Raw genomic sequence first — 19361 nt, 5'->3', positions numbered from 1 at the left:
ACGGGCCGGACGATCATGGGGGTGAAGGCGTGGGCGAGGCGGGGCGGCTGCCCGTCGCGCTGCGCGGTGACGGGCGGCGCTGGAGCACGGTGCCGGCCGAGCGCAGCGTCCTGGGCGTCGTGCACAACATCACCTCCGCCACCCGGCTGCTGGATCTGCTGTCCGTCTTCGAGAACGACGAGCGGGTGCAGGTGTTCTTCTCCTGCACCGGATCGTCGGCCCTCGACGAAGGGACCGGCGCGTTCCTCACCGCGCACGGCATGCTGCACATTCCGTGGAGCGAGGCGGTGTCCCGGTCCTTCGACATCGCCGTCGCCACGAGCCGGGGCGGAGATCTCCACCGGCTCCGTTGTCCCGTCGTGTTCGCACCGCACGGCGCCGGCTACAACAAGAGACTCGGCCGGGAAGGCGGGGCTTTCGGGCTCACCGATGAATGGCTCGTGCATGAGGGCAGGCTGATTCCCGCCGCGCTGGCGCTGTCGCACACGGAACAGCTCGACCGGCTGGCCGAGGGCTGCCCGCGGGCCCTGCCCATCGCCCAGGTCGTGGGCGATCCGGTTCTCGACCAGCTCAGCGCCGGCCGGGCCTTCCGCGCCGTGTACCGGGAGGCCCTCGGTCTGCTGCCCGGTCAGCGTCTGGTCGTCGTCTCCTCGACCTGGGGCCATGGTTCGGTCCTCGGCTCGCCTCGGACCGGCATCCTGCGCCGGGCCCTCGCGGAACTGCCCGCCGACGAGTTCCGGGTGCTGGCCGCCGTCCACCCCAACGCCTGGTACGGGCACGGCGCCTGGCAGATACGCACCTGGCTGGCCTCCCTCGTCGACGCGGGACTCGTCCTGCCCGCTCCCGAAACGGAGGTGTGGAAAGCCGCCCTGTGCGCGGCCGACTTCCTGATCGGCGACCACGGTTCACTGACCCTGTACGGCGTCGCGCTCGGAGTCCCCTGCCTTCTCGGCGCCTTCCGGGACTCCGTCGTCGCCCCGGGATCCCCCATGCGGCGCCTGCGCGGACTCGTCCCGGGCATCACCGGGACGCGGCCGCTGTCCGCCCAGCTCGCCCACGCCGCCGACACCCAGCGGGACGACGGGGAGCTGGCCGCGCTGAGACGGAGCGTGACATCGGAACCCGGGAAGTCGGCCGCCCTCGTACGCCGGCTGCTCTACTCCCGGCTGGATCTGCCCGAGCCGCCGTACCCCGCGGCGACCCGGGCGGTACCTGTGCCGTCGGTCCCCTCGCCGCGCGCCGGCCGGCTCCCTCACCTGCCCGCGACGCTGGTGTCCACGGCCGTGGACCAGGGCGGCCGGGACCCGGAGATCTCCCTGCGCCGCTTTCCCGCCGCGCTCCAGCAGGCGCCGCACGACCGCCTCGCCGCCGCCCATCTGGCCGCGGACCCGGACGATCCCGACCGCCGCTGGCCCCGGTCGGCCGAGGTCCTCCTGCTGCCGCACACGAGATATCCGGACCCGGACGCGGTGCGGTGGTCCGACTTCGCCGCCCTGTTCCCCGGGTGCGCTCTGATCGCGGTGGAGGAGGCCGGCCACGGCTGCACCGTGCTCCTCGGAGACGACACGCGACTCCGCGCGCGCTGGGCCGACCGTCCCGCCTGGGCCTCCTTCGACGCCGCCGCGTCGGCCGTCCACGCCTGGACCCGCGCGTCCCCCGCGGAAACCCGCACCCAGGACGCGCTCCGCCTCGGCATCCACGCGGGCGAGGGCCTCCCGCCGGCGCTCGTCGACGTCGTCCCGCTGCGCTGACCCGGCCGGCCGCCGTCCCGGCGCGACGCGACGCGGGTCCGGGCCGTGTGTCGGCGCGTGGTGCTGTTATGTGGGTGGGTGGGGGTCTGTTCGGGTGGGGGCTCTTACGGCCAGGAGGGCTACGTCGTCCAGGCCCGGCGGGTGGACGCGGCGCAGGAGGTGGTCGGTGAAGGACGGCAGGGGCCGGTGGGCGAGGGCGGCGGCGTGCTGGCGCAGCCGGTTCAGGCCCTCGTCGAGGGTGTGGCCGGGCGCCTCGACCAGGCCGTCGGTGTACAGCAGCAGGGTGGCGCCCGGCGGCAGCAGGATCGTGGCGTCGGGGCGGGAGGTGCGCACGCCGGTGCCCAGCAGGAGGCCGTGGCCGTCGGTGAGGTAGTGCGTCAGGCCGTCCCGGGTGACGAGCAGCGGCGGCGGATGACCCGCGTTGGTCCAGGACAGCTGCCAGTGGCCGTCGCTGGTCTCCGTGACCCGGGCGAAGATGAGCGTGGCCATGGAGACGTCGGTGATGGGCATGATCGCCTCGTCGAGGCGTTCCACGACGCTGCTGGGCGGTTCCTGCTGGGACCAGGCGTAGGCGCGGAGCATGTTGCGCAGCTGGGCCATGCCGGCGGCGGCCTCCAGGTCGTGGCCGACGACGTCGCCGACGGCGAGCGCGGTGGCGCCGTCGGGCAGGGTGAAGGCGTCGTACCAGTCGCCGCCGACCTGGGAGGCGTCGGGGGCGGGCAGATAGCGGACGGTCATCTGCAGGCCGGGCACGCGGGGCATCTGGGGCAGCAGGTGGTTCTGCATGGTCTCGGCGACCTTGCGCTGCCGCTGGTAGAGGCGGGCGTTGTCCAGCGCCAGACCGGCGCGGCGCGCGATGTCCTCGACCAGGGTCAGGTCGGCGGTGGTGAAGTTCCCGGGTTTCTCGGCACGGCCGAGCGTGAGCGCGCCGAGGACGTCGCGCGTGCTGCGCAGCGGCGCGATGGCCGCGGAGTGCATGCCGGTGACCTCGAACAGGCGGTGCTGTTCGACGGCGATGCCGGAGTCCGGGGCGCGCTGGTAGGTGTCGGGGCCGGCCAGCGTGGAGGCGACGCCCCGCAGGGCCCGGGACAGCGGCATCGGGGACTCCTCCGGGACCGGGGGCATCGGCCCCTCCAGGTCCTCGCGACGGATCACGGTCTCGCCGTCGGCCTGGGCCACGACGGTGCGCCACACCTCGTCGCGCTCGGTGATCAGGTCGATGACGGCCCAGTCCGCCAGGCGCGGCAGCACCAGGGCCACCAGCCGGCGCAGGGCCTCGTCGATGTCGAAGGTGGACGTCAGCTGGGTGGTCGTCTCCGCCAGCAGGGCCAGCCGCTCGAAGTCGGTCAGCGTCTCGGTGGTCTGCTCCGTGCGCCGGCCCGTGCCGGGTGCCTGCTCGGACGGGTGGAAGACGACGAGTGTGCCGTTGCGCTCGGCACCGATGTCGTACGGCGTGATCGTCCAGGAGACCGGCAGCAGCGAGCCGTCCCCGCGCGCGAAGTACTCGTCGCCGCCCTGGGCCGGGCTCCCGGCGTGGAACGCCTGCCGCATGCCGCACTGGGTCGTGGCCAGCCGCTGGCCCTGCGCGCCCCGGTGCAGCAGGTCGTGGGCGTCCTGCCCGAGGAGTTGCCCGGCGGACCGGCCCAGCAGGTCTTCGGCGCGGGAGTTCACGGCGACGATGTGGCCCTGCTCGTCCACGACGTACACCCCGGCCCCGATGGCCTCCAGGACCACGCCGAGCGAAGCGGAGGGCACGGCCGCGGGCCCCTTCCGTCCGGCCTCCGTGCTCTCCGGTCTCACCATGTCCTTGCCTCTCTCGGAACCGGGCTTCCGCCCCCGGCGCCGCTTCCGCGTCCGTACGGCGTTGTGCCCGCGGCGTCCCTACCCCTATGCCCCGCCTCGCGGAAGAGACAGCCGCTTCATCTGTGACCTGTGCTCATTCTGCGCACCCGCCGCCCGGGCCGCGTGCCGGGGAGGGCCGTGAGCCCGGATCGGCCGGGCGGCCCGGTCGTCCCGGGTGCCCCGGCCGCACCGCGGGGTCCGGGGGATGCCGTCCGTCGGCCGGAGAGAAACGATGCGGCGTTCCCCGATCGGGGGAAGACCCACCCCGTTCGAGGGAAGACGCGCATCACGGCCGGCGGCCGGGGCATCGCTCGCACTGACCAGGTCCGCCTTCCGACAGAGGAAAACCCCGTGCGTCTTCGCTCCCTCGCCGCGTCCGCCGGCACCCTGACCAGTGCCCTCGTCCTCCTGCTGGCCGTGCCCGGCTCCGCCCTGGCGGCGACCGGCCAGTTCCGCTACTCCTACACCACCGCGGAGGGGTACGAGGCCGTCGGCTTCCTGAACGATCCGGCCGGCGGCGAGTGCATCGACCTGCACGGACCCGGCTCCGAGCCGGGCTCGCCCGGCCGCGCCCCCAAGAACCGCACGGACGCGACCGCCACCGTCTTCCTCGCCGCCGGCTGCGAGGGCGACGTCTACTACACCCTGCCTCCCGGCGCGGGCGCCGGCGACCGCCTGCTCGTGCGGTCCGTCGTCTTCTCCTGAGCCTCCCGCCGCGGGGCACCGGAAAAAGAGAAAGCTCCCCGGACCGGGCACAGCCGCGGTCCGGGGAGCCGTCGCGTGTACGCGCGCCCGCCCTGGGGGTTTTCGGCGTCGGGAGGAGACGAGCGGCCCGCGGCCGGTCCTACCGGTACGTGGCGAGTTCGCCCCTGCGGCGCACGTCGAGCGTCACACAGTGGAATCCGCCGCCGAGGGTCCTGGAATGGGTGAGCTGCGCCGGGATCACCTCGACGCCATGCTGCTCCAGCACCCGGATGAGGCCGACCTGGCGTTTGTCCACGATGGCCTTCCCGGGCGCGACCACCAGGAAGTTCATGCCGATCCACACCGACGACTTCGGGTGGTCGCCGAGGTACCCGGTGTCCACCAGCTCCGGGCAGACGATCCGGTCCCAACCGCGCAGGAAGTCGGGCATGTTGGTGTCGTTGACCCGGGCCGGGTTTATCAGGACGAGCCCGGGGCGCAGCGGCACGATGGTCGAGTCGATGTGCGTGGAGGTGTACAGGCCCTCGCACGCGTGCACCGTGTACCGGTCGCCGAGCAGGGCCTGCAGCCAGCGCGCACCGAGCGCGTTGCCGCTGTCGGAGATCTGGTACAGCAGGTCCGTGCCGAACCTGAGCACGTTCGCGGCGTCGAAGACCGGTTCCAGATTGCGCAGCCGCTTGCCGGGCGGCGCGGTGGGCTCGTACATGTCGTCGGCCAGCTGGGGCTTGGGCGCCGACAGCCAGCGGGCGCCGCTCTCCAGGTACTCCAGGAACAGGTCCTTGTACGCGAAGCCTTCGAGCCAGCGGGCCCGCAGCACCATCGGCGACTCGATGATCGAGTCGCCGACCGCGAGGAACCCGTCCCGGGGGCAGTAGTCGTAGAACCCGTCCGTGCTCCAGTCCGGGGTGGCCAGGACCGCCTTGTGATCACGTCCGCCGGGCCGCCGCACCTTGACACCGAGGCCGGTGAGAATGGCCGTCAGCTCTTCGAGTTCGGCCTCGGTCTGCTCGACGACGTGGGCGGGATACGGTCCGGACGGAATCTCCGCCGGGTCCATGTCCGGGTATTCGGTGGCTATCAGGCTGCGATCCGCGACCGGCACCCGCGCACCTGCCATGGTTCCGACGACGATCTCTTCGAGCGGATCCCATTCCGTGTGCACATCGACCAGGCTCATCGGGCTGCCCCTCTCATGCCGGACGCCGCCGGCGCGGCGTCAGTCGGTCGGTCGGTCGGTCGAACACCGTGTAAAACGATCGAGCAATAGCGCGGCGCCCTCGGCGGGCAATGAGGTCAGCCGACTCAAACACGCCATGGTCGGCTCGGTCAAGTGATCTGCCAGGACGCCGTTTTGCGTGTGCGAGACCCTCACAACCGGACGGCTCCCGGGCCCGGTCAGGGCATGCCTGCCGCGCTGCGCGGCCCGCCCGCGGCGGGCGGGACCCTCCGGTCCGCGGGCGGCGCGGCGGCTGGATCCACTCCCGTCGCGGCGGTGCGCCGGCGGGCTGCCCGGGCGCCGGTACGGCCACCCGGCCGGCGTGCTGACCTGCGCGGAACCCGCGCGAGGGCCGGGAAAGTCCGCCGGAACGCCCGCCCGGTAACCTTGACATTCGATCAAAACATCGACTAAAAACTCCTAGGCCCAATCCTGGCGTGAACGGACTCGTCGACGCCTATTGACACGCCTTCACCGCACGACAGAGCCGCTCGTCCCCGACAATCGCGCACGAGGCAGGGCCGGAAGCACTTCTCGCCGACATCGTGATGAATGGCGCTTCTACGGGCGTCCACGGCGCCGCTTTCCGGCCGATGATGAGACCGTTCCGAGGACCGGTAAGCGACGCGACCCACAAGGTCGACGCGTAGAACAGGGGGAAACACAGATGTTGAGCACAGCTGTGAAACGGGGATCATCCGCACACCGAGCCTGTCGCAGTTCGTCAACGCCCCGATCAGTCTGATGATCGGGGCGGTGCCCTTTGTGCTGCCGGCACATCGCCTGCCATCGATCAGGCCGCCGGAGCCGAAGCCGGCCGTGACCGTGCGGAACGGAAGCCGGCGCCCGCAGTCAAGCGCTTCCAGCGACCCTCACCGAGGCGGAACACCATGACCATACGGGTACTCATCTGCGACGAACTGCCCGTCATCGGGGACGGCTTGAGAACCCTGCTCGACGCCGTACCGGACATCGACGTGATCGGCACCACCGACAACGGCATGGAGGCCATCGTCCTGGTGCGCACCAGCCGGCCCGATGTCGTGGTCACCGATCTGAGCCTGCGCACCATCTCCGGTCTGGAGCTGATCCGCCGGCTCGGCAAGGAGGACACGCCCCCGCACATCGTCGTCTTCACCCGGTCCGACGCCGACCAGACGGTCAGCGACGTGCTGCACGCCGGCGCGAGCTGCCTGCTCGGCAAGGACGCGAGCCCGCAGGAGCTGATCACCGCCATCCGGGCCGCGGCCGCCGGCCGGACCCTGCTCGCCCCGGACATCGCCCACCGCCTGGTCACCTGGTTCCGGGAACAGCCCGCGACCCGGCAGCACCCGTCCTGCCCGGAGGTCACCGACCTGACCCCGCGGGAGAAGGAAGTGACCCAGTTGGTGGCCCGGGGCATGTCCACCGAGGAGGTGGCCCGCGAGCTGACCATCGGCGTGGCCACCGTACGCACCCATCTGTACCGGGTGCGCACCAAGCTGGGCGTCCGCGACCGCGCCCAGCTCGTCTCCCTGGCCTACCGGTCCGGGCTCATCTAACGGGCCGGACGCGCTGGACACGGGCCGTGGCGGCCTCGCGCGTTCGCGCGCGAGGCCGTCACGGCTGCCCGCAGCGGCCGTCCCTGGATCCGGAGATGCCGGCGACCCGCGGGGAAAGCTGACCGTATTTTCGATCGCGGTCGGCAGGGATCTCTCTTCGCTCGTTTTCACGGTGAACAGGCCCCGCGAAGAAGAAATGCATCCGCCGGCTTATGTCATAGGGAATGACCGATGGAAATCGTCCCGGCCGTCCTTCTCACATCCGCAGCAGGGCCATTTCGGGTGATTCGACGAGGTCCCGCAGCGCGGTGAGGAAAGCGGCGGCCTCCGCGCCGTCGCACACCCGGTGGTCGAACGCGCAGGTGAGTTTGGCGGTGGGCCGTACGACGAGCGTGTCGCTCCCCAGGACGTGCGGGCGGGGCCGGATCGAGCCGACGCCGAGGATCGCCGCCTCGGGGTGGTTGATGACCGGCACCCCCTCGTCGAGCCCCAGCGCGCCGAAGTTGGAGACGGTGAAGGTGGACCCGGTCAGCTCGCCGGGGCCGAGGGTGCCCGCGCGGGCCCCGGCCGCCAGCCGTGCCGTCTCCGCGGCCAGCCGCGCGGTGGTCAGCTCCTGGGCGTCCCGGACCACCGGCACGACCAGGCCGCGCGGGGTCGCCGTGCCGATGCCCAGGTGTACCGCGTCGTAGGTGCGCACCGCCGGGCCGTCCTCGGTGAAGGTGGCGTTGAGCCGCGGATGATCGCGCAGCGTCAGGGTCAGCAGCCGCAGCAGGAGTGCGAAGGGTGTGACCCCGTCCGCCCGGGAGTCCTCCCGCAGGCGGTCGCGCAGGGCCAGCAGGCGGGAGAAGTCGGCGGTGACGGAGCAGTGCGCGTCCGGGATCTCCCGGCGGGAGAGGGTCATGCGCGCGGCCGTCCGCGCCCGTATGCCGCGGACCGGAAGGGTGCGGATCCCCGGTGCGGTTCCGGGTGGGTCCTCGGGCCGGGTGGTGCGGACCTCCGGTGCGGTTCCGGGCGGGTCCTCGGGCCGGGTGACGGGAGAGTCCGCGGCCGCGTGGACGTCCGCCCGTGTGAGGGTTCCCTCGGGGCCCGAGCCGCGGCCGAGCGCGGCCAGGTCCACGCCGAGCGCGCGGGCGAGCCGGCGCACGGGCGGCTTGGCGCGGGGGCGTCCGGTGTCCGTGGGGACGGTCTGCGCGCGCCGGGGCGCGGGGCGCCGCCGGACGGTGCGCCGTCCGCCGTCCGTGCCCCGGTGCGCGCCGTATCCGACGAGGACCGGCCCCGTTCCGGCACCGCCGGCGCCGTCCTCGCTGCCGTCCTCGCCGCCGGTGCCGGCGGCGGCCGGTGCGGTGTCGATGAGGGTCAGGCGCGTGCCCACCGGCAGGGTCTCCCCGGGTTCGCCGTGTCGTTCCAGGACGGTTCCGGCGAACGGGGAGGGGATCTCCACCTCGGCCTTGGCCGTTTCGAGCACGCACAGCGGCTGGTTGACCGCGACCGGGTCGCCCGGTGCCACCGACCACTCGACGACGGTCGCCTCGACCAGTCCCTCCCCCAGGTCGGGCACGAGGAACTCCCGGACCGTGTCGTCGGTGCCGGCGCGGTTGTCGGTGCCGGCGTCAGTCATGGGCGTACCCGAAGGACCGGTCGATGCTGTCGAGCAGCCTGTCCACCCCTGGCAGCCATGCCTTCTCCCATCGTGCGGGCGGATACGGTGTGTCGAAGCCCGTGGCCCGCAGCACGGGGGCTTCCAGGTCCCAGAACAGTTCCTCCTGCACCCGGGCCGCGATCTCCGCGCCCAGCCCCAGGGTGCGCGGGCCCTCGTGCAGCACCACGCAGCGTCCGGTGCGGGCCACCGACGCGGCGATGGCGGGGAAGTCGAGGGGTGCCAGCGACCGCAGGTCCAGCACCTCCAGTTCCCAGCCGTGCTCGCGACGGGCGGTCTCCGCGGCTTCGAGGGCGGTGCCGACGGTGCCGCCGTAGGCGATGACCGTGACGTCCGTCCCGGTGCGGCGGACCACCGCCCGTGCCAGGTCCGCCGGCGGGGCCTCGGCGGCCGGGTCACCGCTCTCCCAGTAGCGCCGCTTGGGCTCCAGGAAGAGCACCGGGTCGTCGCAGTCGATGGCCTGGCGGAGCAGGACGCCGGCGTCGGCCGCCGTGCCGGGCGTCACCACGCGCAGCCCGGCGGTGTGCGCCCAGTAGGTCTCGGTGGACTCCGAGTGGTGCTCGACCGCGCCGATGCCGCCGAAGGACGGGACGCGCAGCGTCACCGGCACCGCGAGCTGCCCGCGGGTGCGGTTGCGGTACTTGGCCAGGTGACTGACGATCTGGTCCAGGGCCGGATAGGTGAATCCGTCGAACTGGATCTCGGGCACCGGGCGCAGTCCGCGCATCGCCATGCCCAGCGCCACTCCGACGATCGCCGACTCGGCCAGGGGCGTGTCGAAGCAGCGCTGCGGGCCGAACCGCTCGGCGAGGCCCTCCGTCACCCGGAAGACTCCGCCGTTGCGCGCCACGTCCTGGCCGAAGACGACGACGCGCTCGTCCTCGGCCATGGCCTCGCGCAGCGCCGTGTTGATGGCTTCCACCATGGTCGCCGCCACTGCTCACTCCTCCCGGGCCAGCTCGGCGCGGAGCCGGCGGGACTGCTCCAGCAGATCCCGCGTCGGTTCCGCGAGCACGTGCGCGAACAGTTCCTCCGGCGGGACGTCCGGTGCGTCGAACACGGCGTCCCGCAGCCCGGTGCACATCCGCGCGGCCCGGGCCTGCGCGCGCTCCTCGTCCCGCTGGTGCCAGATGCCCAGGTGGGTGAGGTAGCGGCGGTAGCGTGGCAGGGGGTCGAGCCGTTCCCAGCGGTCCACCTCCTCCTGCGGGCGGTACCGGGTCGGGTCGTCGGAGGTGGTGTGCGGGGCGAGCCGGTAGGTGACCGCCTCGACGAGGGTCGGGCCGCCGCCCTCCCTGGCCCGGCGGACGGCCTGTTCGGTGACCGCCCGGCAGGCGAGTACGTCGTTGCCGTCGACCCGCACCCCCGGCATGCCGTAGCCCACGGCCTTGTGCGCGAGGGAGGGGGCCCGGGTCTGCTGGGACAGGGGCACGGAGATCGCCCACTGGTTGTTCTGGATGTAGAACACGCACGGCGCGGAGGCGACCGCGGCGAAGTTCAGCGCCTCGTGCACGTCTCCCTCGCTCGTCGCGCCGTCGCCGATGAACGCGACGGTCACCGAGTCCTCGCCGAGCCGGGTCGCCGCCATGGCGGCGCCGACCGCGTGCAGGGCGTGCGTGCCGATGGGGATGGACATCGGTGCGCAGGCGTGCTCGGGAAAGCCCCAGCCAGCGTGCCAGGTGCCGCGCCAGGCCGAGCCGACCGCGGCGGCCGGCACCCCGCGCACCAGGAACACGCCGAGTTCCCGGTACTGCGGGAAGAGCCAGTCGTCGGGGCGCAGGGCGGCGGCGCAGCCGATCTGGGCCGCCTCCTGGCCCCGGCACGAGGGGTACAGGGCCAGCTGCCCCTGCCGCTGGAGGTTGACGAACTCCTCGTCCACGGCCCGGGTGACGACCATCCACTCGTACAGGCCGGTCAGTTCCTCCGGTGACAGCGCCGCGTCGAACGGCGGGTCGTGCACCGGCAGGCCCTCGGGGGTGAGGAGCGCGACCGGTTCCGGATCGAAGGTGCTGGGTGCTGCCTGCATGAAGGCCCTCCTTGGGCGCTCGGTGCGCTCCCCGCGCGGCACAGGTTCCGGTTCTCCGGGCGGTCGCCGGTGAGGAGGCCGACGAGGTTCCTCATCTGCGCCCGGGTGTAGGCGTCCTCGTCCTCGTCCTCGCTGTGGCAGAACTCGTGGAAGCAGTTCCGCCGGCGCGCCGGCCGCGTGGGTGCGTGCCACGGGCCGGCGGCCGGGGGCGTGGTCATCCCAGCGGGGGCCAGGTGAGGACCGCCTCGTTCTGGCTGGTGAACTTGGACAGGGGCGCGAACCGGAAGTAGAGGTCGCGCATCGGGGCGGCGACCGGGCCCTCCAACTGTTCGGTGAGGCTGAGCGCGCGGGCCGCGGCGACCAGTGCCTCGGTCCGCGGCCGGCGTTCGTCCTCGTAGCCGCGCAGCGCCGCGGACAGGTCCGGGGCGTCCTTGAGGTGCCGGGCGAGGACGACGGCGTCCTCGATGGCGAGCGCCGCGCCCTGGCCGAGGCTCACCAGCATCGGGTGCGCCGCGTCCCCGAGCAGGGTCATGCGTCCGCTGCCCCAGCGCGACAGGAACGGACGGTCCTGGGCGGTGATGCTGACGATCGTCTCCTCCGGGGTGATCCGGATCGCCTCCCGCACCTCGTCGGCCCAGCCGGCGAAGAGGCGGGTGACCCCGGCCTTGCCGGGCCGCCGGCTCGGGGAGATCCCGGCGGGCACGTTCTTCGTCGCCCACCAGTAGGCGCGGCCGTGGCCGATGTCGGCGAGACCGAACCGCTGGCCCCGCCCCCAGTAGTGCGCGGCGTAGCCCTTGGTCATCCGGGGATGGCTGAAGGGGACCGTGGCCAGCCAGCACACATAGCCGCCGGGCCGCGGCTCGTCGGCGGCCGCCACCTGCCGGCGGAGGGCGGAGTTGAAGCCGTCCGCGCCGATCAGGAGGTCGCCCGTGGCTTTCCGGCCGTCCTCGAAGGTCACCTCGACCCCGTCGTCACCGGTGACGAACCCGGTGGCCGTGGCGCCGAGTTCGATGGCCAGGCCGGGTCCGGCCGCGTCCAGCAGTGTCTGCTGGAGGTCGGCCCGGTGGACGGCGTAGTTCGGTGCGCCCAGCTTGTCCGCGAGTCCGCGGAACGGCAGCGCCCTGATCAGCCGGCCCCGCTTGGTGAGGAACCTCAGCTCGTCGAAGACCACGGCGCGCTTGTCCAGGCCCGGGGTGATGTCGATGCCCGCGCTGCGCAGTGCCAGGATCGCGTTGGCCATCAAGGAGACCGCCGTGGTCCCGGGCCGCAGCTCGGGGGCCCGTTCGAAGATCTGGACCTCGACGCCGGCCCGGCGCAGCGTGGCCGCGGCGGCCAGCCCGCCGATCCCGGCCCCGATGACGAGGGCCTTGCGTGTGGGGTGCTGGGTCATGTCCCGCTCCTCTCGGCCTGCCGCCCGTCGGGGCGGCCGTCCACCACTTCTGCGACTCGTCGGGCGACGTCGTTCACGTGCGGTTCGTCCAGGAGGACCAGGTGGTCGCCGGGCACGTCCACCACCTGGAGCCGGCCGGTGGTCAGGGCTCCCCAGCCGTTGGTGGGGTCCTCGTGCAGGCTCTGTGCGGCTCCGTGCATCGGCCGCAGGATCTCCGGGAGTTCGGAGGTGGCGCGCAGCAGGACCACGTCCTCGTCGCCCGGTCCGGGCTGGTAGGTGAGGATCGCCCGCCAGTGCGCCTTGAACATCGTGAACAGGCGCCGCACGGTGGTGCGGGAACTGCCCGTCGGCAACACGCCCGCGCGCGTGGCGTGTTCGACGATGAAGTCCAGCTTCGCCTCGTCGTCCAGCCCGTCCGGCAGCGAGACCACCGGCGCGGTCCCGTCGCGTCCCGTCCACAGCAGCTCCCAGAAGAACCACTCCAGCAGCGAGTGGTCGGCGACGTCGGGCCGCTCGCCCTGCCGGACGAAGATCGGGTCGATCAGCACGGTGCCCTGGAGCGCCTCCGGGTCGGTGCGCCGTAGCTGACGGGCCATCTCGAAGGCGACGAAGCCGCCGAACGACCAGCCGCCGATGACGTACGGGCCGTCCGGGCAGGCCCGGCGCATCGCCTTCAGATAGCTTGCGGCCAGCTCGGATACGGAGTCGAGCGGTTCGGTGCCGGGGACGGTCCCGGCGGCCTGCAACGCGTAGACGGGCTGGTCGTCCGGCAGGTGGCGGGCGAGCCGTACGTAGCACAGCACATGGCCGCCGAGCGGGTGGACCAGGAACAGCGGCGGCTTGCCGCCCTCGGTGCGGATCGGCACCACGGGGTCGAACTCCGCCGCCGGGTTGCCCGACCGCAGCCATTCCGCCAGCCCGGCCACGGTCGGCGCCGCGACGAACGCGGAGAGCGGGACGGTGACGCCGTACCGCTTCTCCAGGGTCATCACCAGCCGCATCGCGGTCAGCGAGGTACCGCCGATGTCGAAGAAGTTGTCCCGCACCCCGAGCGTGGGCAGCTCCAGCAGTTCCGCCAGGATGCCCACCAGGGCCTTCTCGTGCTCGTCGGCCGGCGGGGTGGCGTCCGTCGCGGGCGCGGCGAGCGGCATCCGGCGCAGCAGCGCGTCGTCCCGCTTGCCGCTGGGCGTCAGGGGCAGGCGCGGCAGCCACTCCAGGTGCGAGGGCACCATGTAGTCCGGCAGCGCCGTGCGCAGCCGGGTGCGCACCTCGTCCAGGTCCACCGCGTCCGGGTCGCCGACGAGGAACGCGGCGAGGAACGCGTCGGCGCCCTCCCGGCGCCGGGCCACCACCGCGGCCTCCCGGATACCGGGCTGCTCCTCGGCGATTTTGGCGATCGCGAGCTCCACCTCGGCCAGTTCGACCCGGAAGCCGCGCACCTTCACCTGGGAGTCGGCGCGGCCCAGCCACACGAGGTTCCCGTCCGGCATGACCCGGGCCAGGTCTCCGGTGCGGTAGAGGCGGGCGCCCGGCGCACCGGAAGGGTGCGGGACGAAGCGCTGCTCGGTCAGGTCGGGCCGGTTGCGGTAGCCGTGGGCCAGGCACACCCCGCCGATGTAGATCTCCCCCTTCGCGCCAGGCGGCACCGGCCGCATCAGCCCGTCGAGCAGGTGGATCTCGATGCCGTCGACCGGGATGCCGATGGGCGGCAGGTCGGGGAAGCCGGCCGGGTCGCCGGTCATCGTGTGATGGGTCAGCAGATGCGTCTCGGTCGGCCCGTACTGGTTCTCCAGCACGGTGCCCGGCAGCGCGGCGCAGAACCGCCGGATCTCCTCGGTGATCCGCAACTGCTCACCGGAGGAGATCACCACCCGCAGCGCGCGGGGCCGGATGCCCAGCGCCTGGGAGGTCTCCGCGAGCTGCTGGAGCGCGACGCACGGCATGAAGGCCCGCTCCACCTCCTCGCGGTCCAGCAGGCGCAGCAGCGCCGGCATGTCGCGCCGCTCCTCCTCGGAGATCAGCTGGAGGGTGCCGCCGCCGCACAGCGTGGAGTAGATCTCCTGGAACGCCACGTCGAAGCTGAGCGGCGCGAACTGGAGGGTCTTGCCGCCCGCGGCGCCGCTGGCGGAGGGGATCTGCCACTCCATGTAGTTGGCGAGCACCCGGTGCGGGAGTTCGACGCCCTTGGGCTCGCCGCTGGAGCCGGAGGTGAACAGCAGGTAGGCGACGGTCTCGCCGGTGATCTTGGGCAGTGGCGGGCCGTCGGGTGCGGGCTCGGCGGCGAGCAGGTCGTCCACGGACAGGAGCCGGTCGGAGTCCGCGAACAGGTGCGCGTGGGTGTCGTGGGTGATGATCCGCAGCGGGTCGGCCTGGGCGACCATCGCCGCGAGCCTGGCCGGCGGGTAGCTGACGTCGAGCGGGACGCAGGTGGCGGCGGCCTTCCCGACTCCGAGCACGGTGGCCAGCGTCTCGGGCGAGCGGTCCATGGCGATGCCGATGGTCGATCCGGGCCGGGCACCGGCCGCGATCAGGCCGCGGGCGATCCGGTGCGCGGCCTCGTCGAGCTGGGCGTACGTCCACTGGCGCGCACCGCAGGAGACGGCCACCGCGTCCGGGGTGCGGGCGACGTGCTCGTCGATCCGCCGGATGACGTCGGGAAGCGCGTCCCCGGCGGCGCCGGGGGCGGAGCCGGTCCGCAGTGCCGCCTCGTCCCGTGGGTCGCACAGGAAGGCGAAGTCCACGTCCGCGTCGGGGTGGTCGGTGATCTGCCGGAGCACGGCGAGGTACGTCCGGCCGATGCTCTCCACCTGCGCCCGGGAGAAGGTGCGTCCGTCGCCGTCCATGCGCAGCCACAGGCGTTCGTCGACCGGGTCGACCACCGCGTTGACCAGGAGCTTGAAGTTGGTCTCCTCCCAGGTCCGGAAGTCGGTCAGCTCCAGGCCGGTGTCCTTCAGAAGGGAGTTGAGCACGCGCAGGTGGACGTAGTTGAAGGCGGTCTCGAAGATGACGTCCCCGCCGCGGTCCTCCTGGATCGCGCTGAGCGGGTAGTGCCGGTGCGGGTGGCTGTCCCGCTCCTGCCGGTAGACCTCGCGCGCCGCGTCCAGCCAGGTGCGCGGCCGGGTGTCCAGGCGCAGCGGCAGCGTTTCGAGGAAGAGGCCGGTGATCCGTTCGGCGCCGGCCTGTTCCGGCCGGCCGCCGGTGACCAGGCCGGTGGTGATGTCCCGCGTGTCGGAGAGCAGCCGCAGGGTGAGGCAGTGCGCCGCGAGCAGCAGGGCCTTCACCGGCAGGCCGTGGGCGCGCGCCAGGTGGCGCACCCGGGTGCCGAGGCCGTCCGGCAGCTCCACGTGGTGGACGATGAGTTCCTGGTCGCCCGCGGGCTCGTACGGCCGGAATCCGTCGATCTGGACCAGTTCGGCGCCGGTGAGGAGCCGTTGCCAGTAGCGCCGGGAGTCCTCGGAGGCGAGGGCCCGCCGTTCCTCGCGCACGTAGAGGGCGGGGGACGGCAGGTGGCCGGTCGGGACGGCGGCGACGGGCCGCCCGGCGTGGTGCAGGTAGTCCTGGAGCAGTTCGCTCACCAGGGTGGCCACGCTCCAGCCGTCCAGGATCGCGTGGTGGAAGCTGAACACCAGTTCCACGGAGTCGCGCAGGACGTGCGCGCGGAACAGGTACAGCGGCGGGCGGTCCAGCCGGTACGCGTGGTACCGCCGTTCCTCGACGTGCCGGGCGACCTCGGCCTCGGCCTCCTGGTCGCCGAGGCGGCGCAGGTCCGCGATCTCCAGTCCGCCGTGGGCCTCGCGGTGGACGAGTTGCAGGGGTTCGGAGTAGCCGCCCAGGTCGAACGCGGAGCGCAGGACCGGGTGGCGGCCGACCAGGCCGTCGAAGGCGCGGCGCAGCGCCTCCTCGTCCCAGACCGTCTTCAGGGAGTAGCGGAAGACGTCGTGGTACACGGCCGACCGCTCGCGTTCCCGGCTGTGGTAGAGCAGGCCGAGGTGCAGCCGGGTCGCCGGGTAGGCGTCCGCCAGGCCGGCCAGCCGCGCGCGGTCGACCCCGGACACGAGCGCGAACGGTTCCAGCGGGGCGTCCTGTCCGTCCGGCGAGGTGGTGGTCGCCGTCGCGGCGAGCGCCGCCACGGTGGGATTGCGGACCATGTCGGCCAGGGTGAAGTGGACGCCCGCGCGCCGTGCCTCGGCCTGGATGCGGAGCATCATGATCGAGTCGCCGCCCAGGGAGTAGTAGTCCTGGTCGACGCCGATCACGTCGGTCTCGAGGACGGCCGACCAGGCGGCGGCGATCTTCGCCTCGATCTCGTTGGCCGGTGCCGCCGTCCGGGTGTCCGCCTCCACGGCGGGCGCGGGCAGCCGCCGCCGGTCGGCCTTGCCGTTCGCGGTGAGGGGGATCCGGTCGAGCCGGACGAAGAACGCCGGGATCATGAACTCCGGTAGTACGTCCAGGAGTTGGGCCCGCAGGTCGGTGAGCGGCACCTCGTCGTCCGCGACGTAGTAGCCCACCAGGTGGACACCGCGCGACGGTGAGGTCCGGTCCACGACGAGGGCGTCCCGGATGCCCGGGAGGGCGGCCAGCCGGTTGCGCACCTCGCCCAGTTCGACCCGGTTGCCCCGGATCTTCACCTGGTCGTCCAGCCGTCCCAGGTAGGCGAGGGTGCCGTCCGCGAGCCAGCGCGCCCGGTCACCGGTGCGGTACATCCGCCCGCCGGGGGTGAACGGGTCGGGCACGAACGCCGCCGCGTCCAGTTCGGGCCGGTCCAGGTAGCCGCGCGCCACGCCCACGCCCGCGATGCACAGCTCACCGGGCACCCCGGTGGGCTGGAGGTCGCCGTGGGCGCCGACGACGTAGAGCCGTATGTTGTCGATCGGCCGTCCGATCGGTACGCGCCGTATCTCCTCGGCCGCGTCGCCCGGGCAGTCGTAGTAGGTGACGTCGACCGTGGCCTCGGTCGGGCCGTAGAGGTTGACCAGCCGTGGCGCGTCGGCGCCGGCCGCGGCGAAGACCCGGTTGAACCTGTTCACGTGGGCGGGCGTCAGCGCCTCGCCGCTGCAGAACACCAGGCGCAGGGACGCGAGGTCGTGCAGCAGCGCCGGGGTCTCTTCGAGCAGGTCGAGGAAGGGGCCGAGCATCGAGGGCACGAAGTGGGCCACGCTCACGCGGTGGGTCTTCACCGTCTGGAGGATGGCTCCGGGATCCCGCTCGCCGCGGGGCGGGAGCAGTGCGAGTCCGGCGCCGGTGATCGCCCACCAGAACAGCTCCCACACCGAGACGTCGAAGGTCACCGGTGTCTTCTGCAGCAGGACGTCCCCGGCGCCGACCGGGTAGCCGCGCTGCATCCACTCCAGCCGGTTCACCACGGAACGGTGCTCGACCTGCACGCCCTTGGGCCGCCCGGTGGAGCCGGAGGTGTAGATGACGTAGGCGAGGTCACCCGGGCCGCCGGCGGGTGCGGGCGGTGCGGGCGCGGCCTGCGGGGTGCTGTCCAAGCGGCGCACGGGCACCGCGTCGCCCACCAGGGAAGCGGGCACGGTGCTGCCGAGCAGGACGGCCTTGGCCCCGCTGTCGGCCAGCAGGAACCCGACCCGTTCCGCGGGGTGGCCCGGGTCGACCGGTACGTACGCGCCGCCCGCCTTGAGCACCCCGAGGACGGCCGCGATCAGGTGCGGGCCGCGCTCGGCCACGACGGCCACCCGGTCGCCGGCGCCCACGCCGTCGTCGCGCAACCGGTGCGCGATGTGGTTCGCCCACGCGTCCAGCTGTGCGAAGGTCAGTGAGGCGGCGGGGTCGTCCGCGACGACGGCCGGCCGGTCGGGCGTCTCGGCCGCCTGCCGCTCGAACAGCGCGTGCAGCGTGGTGTCGTCGGAGAAGCCGGTCACCGGGCCGCTGCCCGTCGCGATCAGGGCGGCGCGCTCGGTGTCGCCGATCATGGGGATCTCCGCCAGCGGGCGGTCCGGCCGGGCCAGGGTGCCCTTGAGGATCGCCTCGATGTGGGTGGCCACCGACTCGATGGGGAAGTCGGCGTCGAAGACGTCGAGGGCGTAGTCCATGTCGACCAGGACGTCGCTGACGTCGTCCAGTTCGTTGACGACGACCGCGAGGACGTCGTCGTCGTGGGCGCGGGCCTGCACGACGGTCTCGTACGTCACGCCCTGCACGTCGAGCGGGCTGGGCCAGCGCAGATAGGCGATGGTGGTGTCGAACAGCCGCTTGGGGCCGCTGTCCTGGAGCGGTACCGAGCGCAGCAGGTCGCCCAGGGAGAAGCGCTCGTGGGACTTGAGGGTCCGGGTCGCGCTCTGCACCCCGGCGACCAGGTCGCTCATCGTGCGCTGTCCGCCGGGAGCCACGCGCAGCGGCAGGGTGTTGGCGAAGTGGCCGACGGTCTGCTTCTGCCCGGCGGTGGGCCGGTTCAGCAGCGGCACGCCGAGGACGACCTCGTCGCTGCCGTGGATCCGGGACAGATAGACGGAGAAGGCACTGGCGACGAACGCGAAGACCGAATGGCCGCGCTCCCGGATGGCTTCGATGACGGCGCGCTCGATGAGGAAGCTGTGGCGGGCGCTGCGCCGGGAGCCGGCCGGCGCGGACCGGCGGAAGAAGGCCGGGGCGACGTCCCGCAACTGCTCCTGGAAGTAGGCGCGGTCCTGTGCGTGGTCGTCCGACGCCTGGTAGCGGCGCTCCTCCTCGACGAAGTCCAGGTACGACGGCACGGGCCGGTCGTCGAACCGCCCGGTCCGCCGCACCTGGTCGTACTCGGCGCGGACCTGGGACATGAACAGGTTCAGGCCCCAGGCGTCGGCGACGATGTGATGCACCTTGACGTAGGCGTGGACGACGTCCTCGCGCTCCTTGAGGACCGCGATCCTGAACAGCCGGCGGCGCTCCACCTCGAACGGGACGTCGAACTCGTCCCTGATCCAAGCCTCGCAGGCCGCGCGGGGCTCCTCGGCTCCGGAGAGGTCGATGGTCGGGATGTCGTACGTCTCGTCCTCGGCCCACTGGCGCGGGGTGCCGTCCTCCGGGTCGATCCGGAGCCGGAACGCGTCGTTGCGGTCGGCCGCACGGCGCAGGCACTCCTTGAGCAGGTCGACGTCGACCTCACCGGTGAACCGGTCGGTGATGAAGCAGTTGAACTGCGGGAGATCCGGGAACAGCGAGTTCGCCGCCCAGATGTCCTGTTGATAGGCCGTGAGAGAGCTGCGCCCCCGGAGATTCACGATCGCTCCATTTTTC

The 19361-nt window shown here is 72.8% G+C and carries 10 protein-coding genes; 3 read left to right on the top strand and 7 right to left on the bottom strand.

Going from position 1 to position 19361, the window contains the following annotated elements:
• Positions 1 to 29: 29 nt before the first annotated feature.
• On the top strand, positions 30 to 1751 hold the full coding sequence (locus tag ACZ4SV_RS09940; protein ID WP_468002992.1) for a hypothetical protein: 1722 nt from the start codon (positions 30 to 32) through the stop codon (positions 1749 to 1751).
• Positions 1752 to 1817: 66 nt separating this feature from the next.
• Here ACZ4SV_RS09940 and ACZ4SV_RS09935 read toward each other — a convergent pair whose 3' ends face one another.
• Positions 1818 to 3554 carry a PP2C family protein-serine/threonine phosphatase gene (locus tag ACZ4SV_RS09935; protein ID WP_468002990.1) on the bottom strand — a complete coding sequence of 579 codons (1737 nt, stop codon included), beginning with the start codon at positions 3552 to 3554 and terminating at the stop codon, positions 1818 to 1820.
• A gap of 390 nt (positions 3555 to 3944) precedes the next feature.
• On the opposite strand from ACZ4SV_RS09935, the gene ACZ4SV_RS09930 reads away from it, so the two are divergent.
• Positions 3945 to 4298 (top strand): hypothetical protein, encoded by a 354-nt coding sequence (locus ACZ4SV_RS09930; RefSeq protein WP_397947551.1) that lies wholly within the window; start codon positions 3945 to 3947, stop codon positions 4296 to 4298.
• Between the two features lie 139 nt (positions 4299 to 4437).
• Here ACZ4SV_RS09930 and ACZ4SV_RS09925 read toward each other — a convergent pair whose 3' ends face one another.
• Positions 4438 to 5475: an inosamine-phosphate amidinotransferase 1 gene (locus ACZ4SV_RS09925; RefSeq protein ID WP_468002989.1), complete on the bottom strand. Its 1038-nt coding sequence runs from the start codon at positions 5473 to 5475 to the stop codon at positions 4438 to 4440.
• 929 nt (positions 5476 to 6404) lie between these two features.
• On the opposite strand from ACZ4SV_RS09925, the gene ACZ4SV_RS09920 reads away from it, so the two are divergent.
• Positions 6405 to 7055 carry a response regulator transcription factor gene (locus tag ACZ4SV_RS09920; RefSeq protein WP_365941944.1) on the top strand — a complete coding sequence of 217 codons (651 nt, stop codon included), beginning with the start codon at positions 6405 to 6407 and terminating at the stop codon, positions 7053 to 7055.
• Positions 7056 to 7311: 256 nt separating this feature from the next.
• Here the strand turns inward: ACZ4SV_RS09920 and ACZ4SV_RS09915 are convergent, their stop codons facing one another.
• From ACZ4SV_RS09915 to ACZ4SV_RS09895, 5 genes are all read right to left on the bottom strand, one after another.
• The gene (locus ACZ4SV_RS09915; RefSeq protein WP_468002987.1) at positions 7312 to 8673 is read right to left on the bottom strand and encodes a dihydrolipoamide acetyltransferase family protein; all 1362 of its coding nucleotides are present in this window, start codon (positions 8671 to 8673) and stop codon (positions 7312 to 7314) included.
• Positions 8666 to 9649 carry an alpha-ketoacid dehydrogenase subunit beta gene (locus tag ACZ4SV_RS09910; RefSeq protein WP_468002985.1) on the bottom strand — a complete coding sequence of 328 codons (984 nt, stop codon included), beginning with the start codon at positions 9647 to 9649 and terminating at the stop codon, positions 8666 to 8668. The genes ACZ4SV_RS09915 and ACZ4SV_RS09910 overlap by 8 nt, the downstream gene beginning before the upstream one ends.
• Before the next feature lie 3 nt (positions 9650 to 9652).
• Positions 9653 to 10735: a pyruvate dehydrogenase (acetyl-transferring) E1 component subunit alpha gene (gene pdhA, locus ACZ4SV_RS09905; RefSeq protein WP_468002983.1), complete on the bottom strand. Its 1083-nt coding sequence runs from the start codon at positions 10733 to 10735 to the stop codon at positions 9653 to 9655.
• Between the two features lie 214 nt (positions 10736 to 10949).
• On the bottom strand, positions 10950 to 12125 hold the full coding sequence (locus tag ACZ4SV_RS09900; protein ID WP_468002981.1) for an FAD-dependent monooxygenase: 1176 nt from the start codon (positions 12123 to 12125) through the stop codon (positions 10950 to 10952).
• Positions 12122 to 19345 (bottom strand): amino acid adenylation domain-containing protein, encoded by a 7224-nt coding sequence (locus tag ACZ4SV_RS09895; protein ID WP_468002979.1) that lies wholly within the window; start codon positions 19343 to 19345, stop codon positions 12122 to 12124. Before ACZ4SV_RS09895 ends, ACZ4SV_RS09900 begins: the two co-directional genes overlap by 4 nt.
• Between the last annotated feature and the right edge of the window lie 16 nt (positions 19346 to 19361).

It is taken from the genome of Streptomyces sp. NPDC027672 (genome assembly GCF_055566335.1).
Note: the sequence above shows the minus strand (reverse complement) of the source record. Positions and strands in the feature narration are given on the sequence as shown.

What these genes read in the sequence shown, in the direction of transcription:
- ACZ4SV_RS09935 (WP_468002990.1), bottom strand. Translation starts at nt 3,554, where the DNA reads ATGGTGAGACCGGAGAGCACGGAGGCCGGACGGAAGGGGCCCGCGGCC.
- ACZ4SV_RS09925 (WP_468002989.1), bottom strand. Translation starts at nt 5,475, where the DNA reads ATGAGCCTGGTCGATGTGCACACGGAATGGGATCCGCTCGAAGAGATC.
- ACZ4SV_RS09920 (WP_365941944.1), top strand. Translation starts at nt 6,405, where the DNA reads ATGACCATACGGGTACTCATCTGCGACGAACTGCCCGTCATCGGGGAC.
- ACZ4SV_RS09915 (WP_468002987.1), bottom strand. Translation starts at nt 8,673, where the DNA reads ATGACTGACGCCGGCACCGACAACCGCGCCGGCACCGACGACACGGTC.
- pdhA (WP_468002983.1), bottom strand. Translation starts at nt 10,735, where the DNA reads ATGCAGGCAGCACCCAGCACCTTCGATCCGGAACCGGTCGCGCTCCTC.
- ACZ4SV_RS09900 (WP_468002981.1), bottom strand. Translation starts at nt 12,125, where the DNA reads ATGACCCAGCACCCCACACGCAAGGCCCTCGTCATCGGGGCCGGGATC.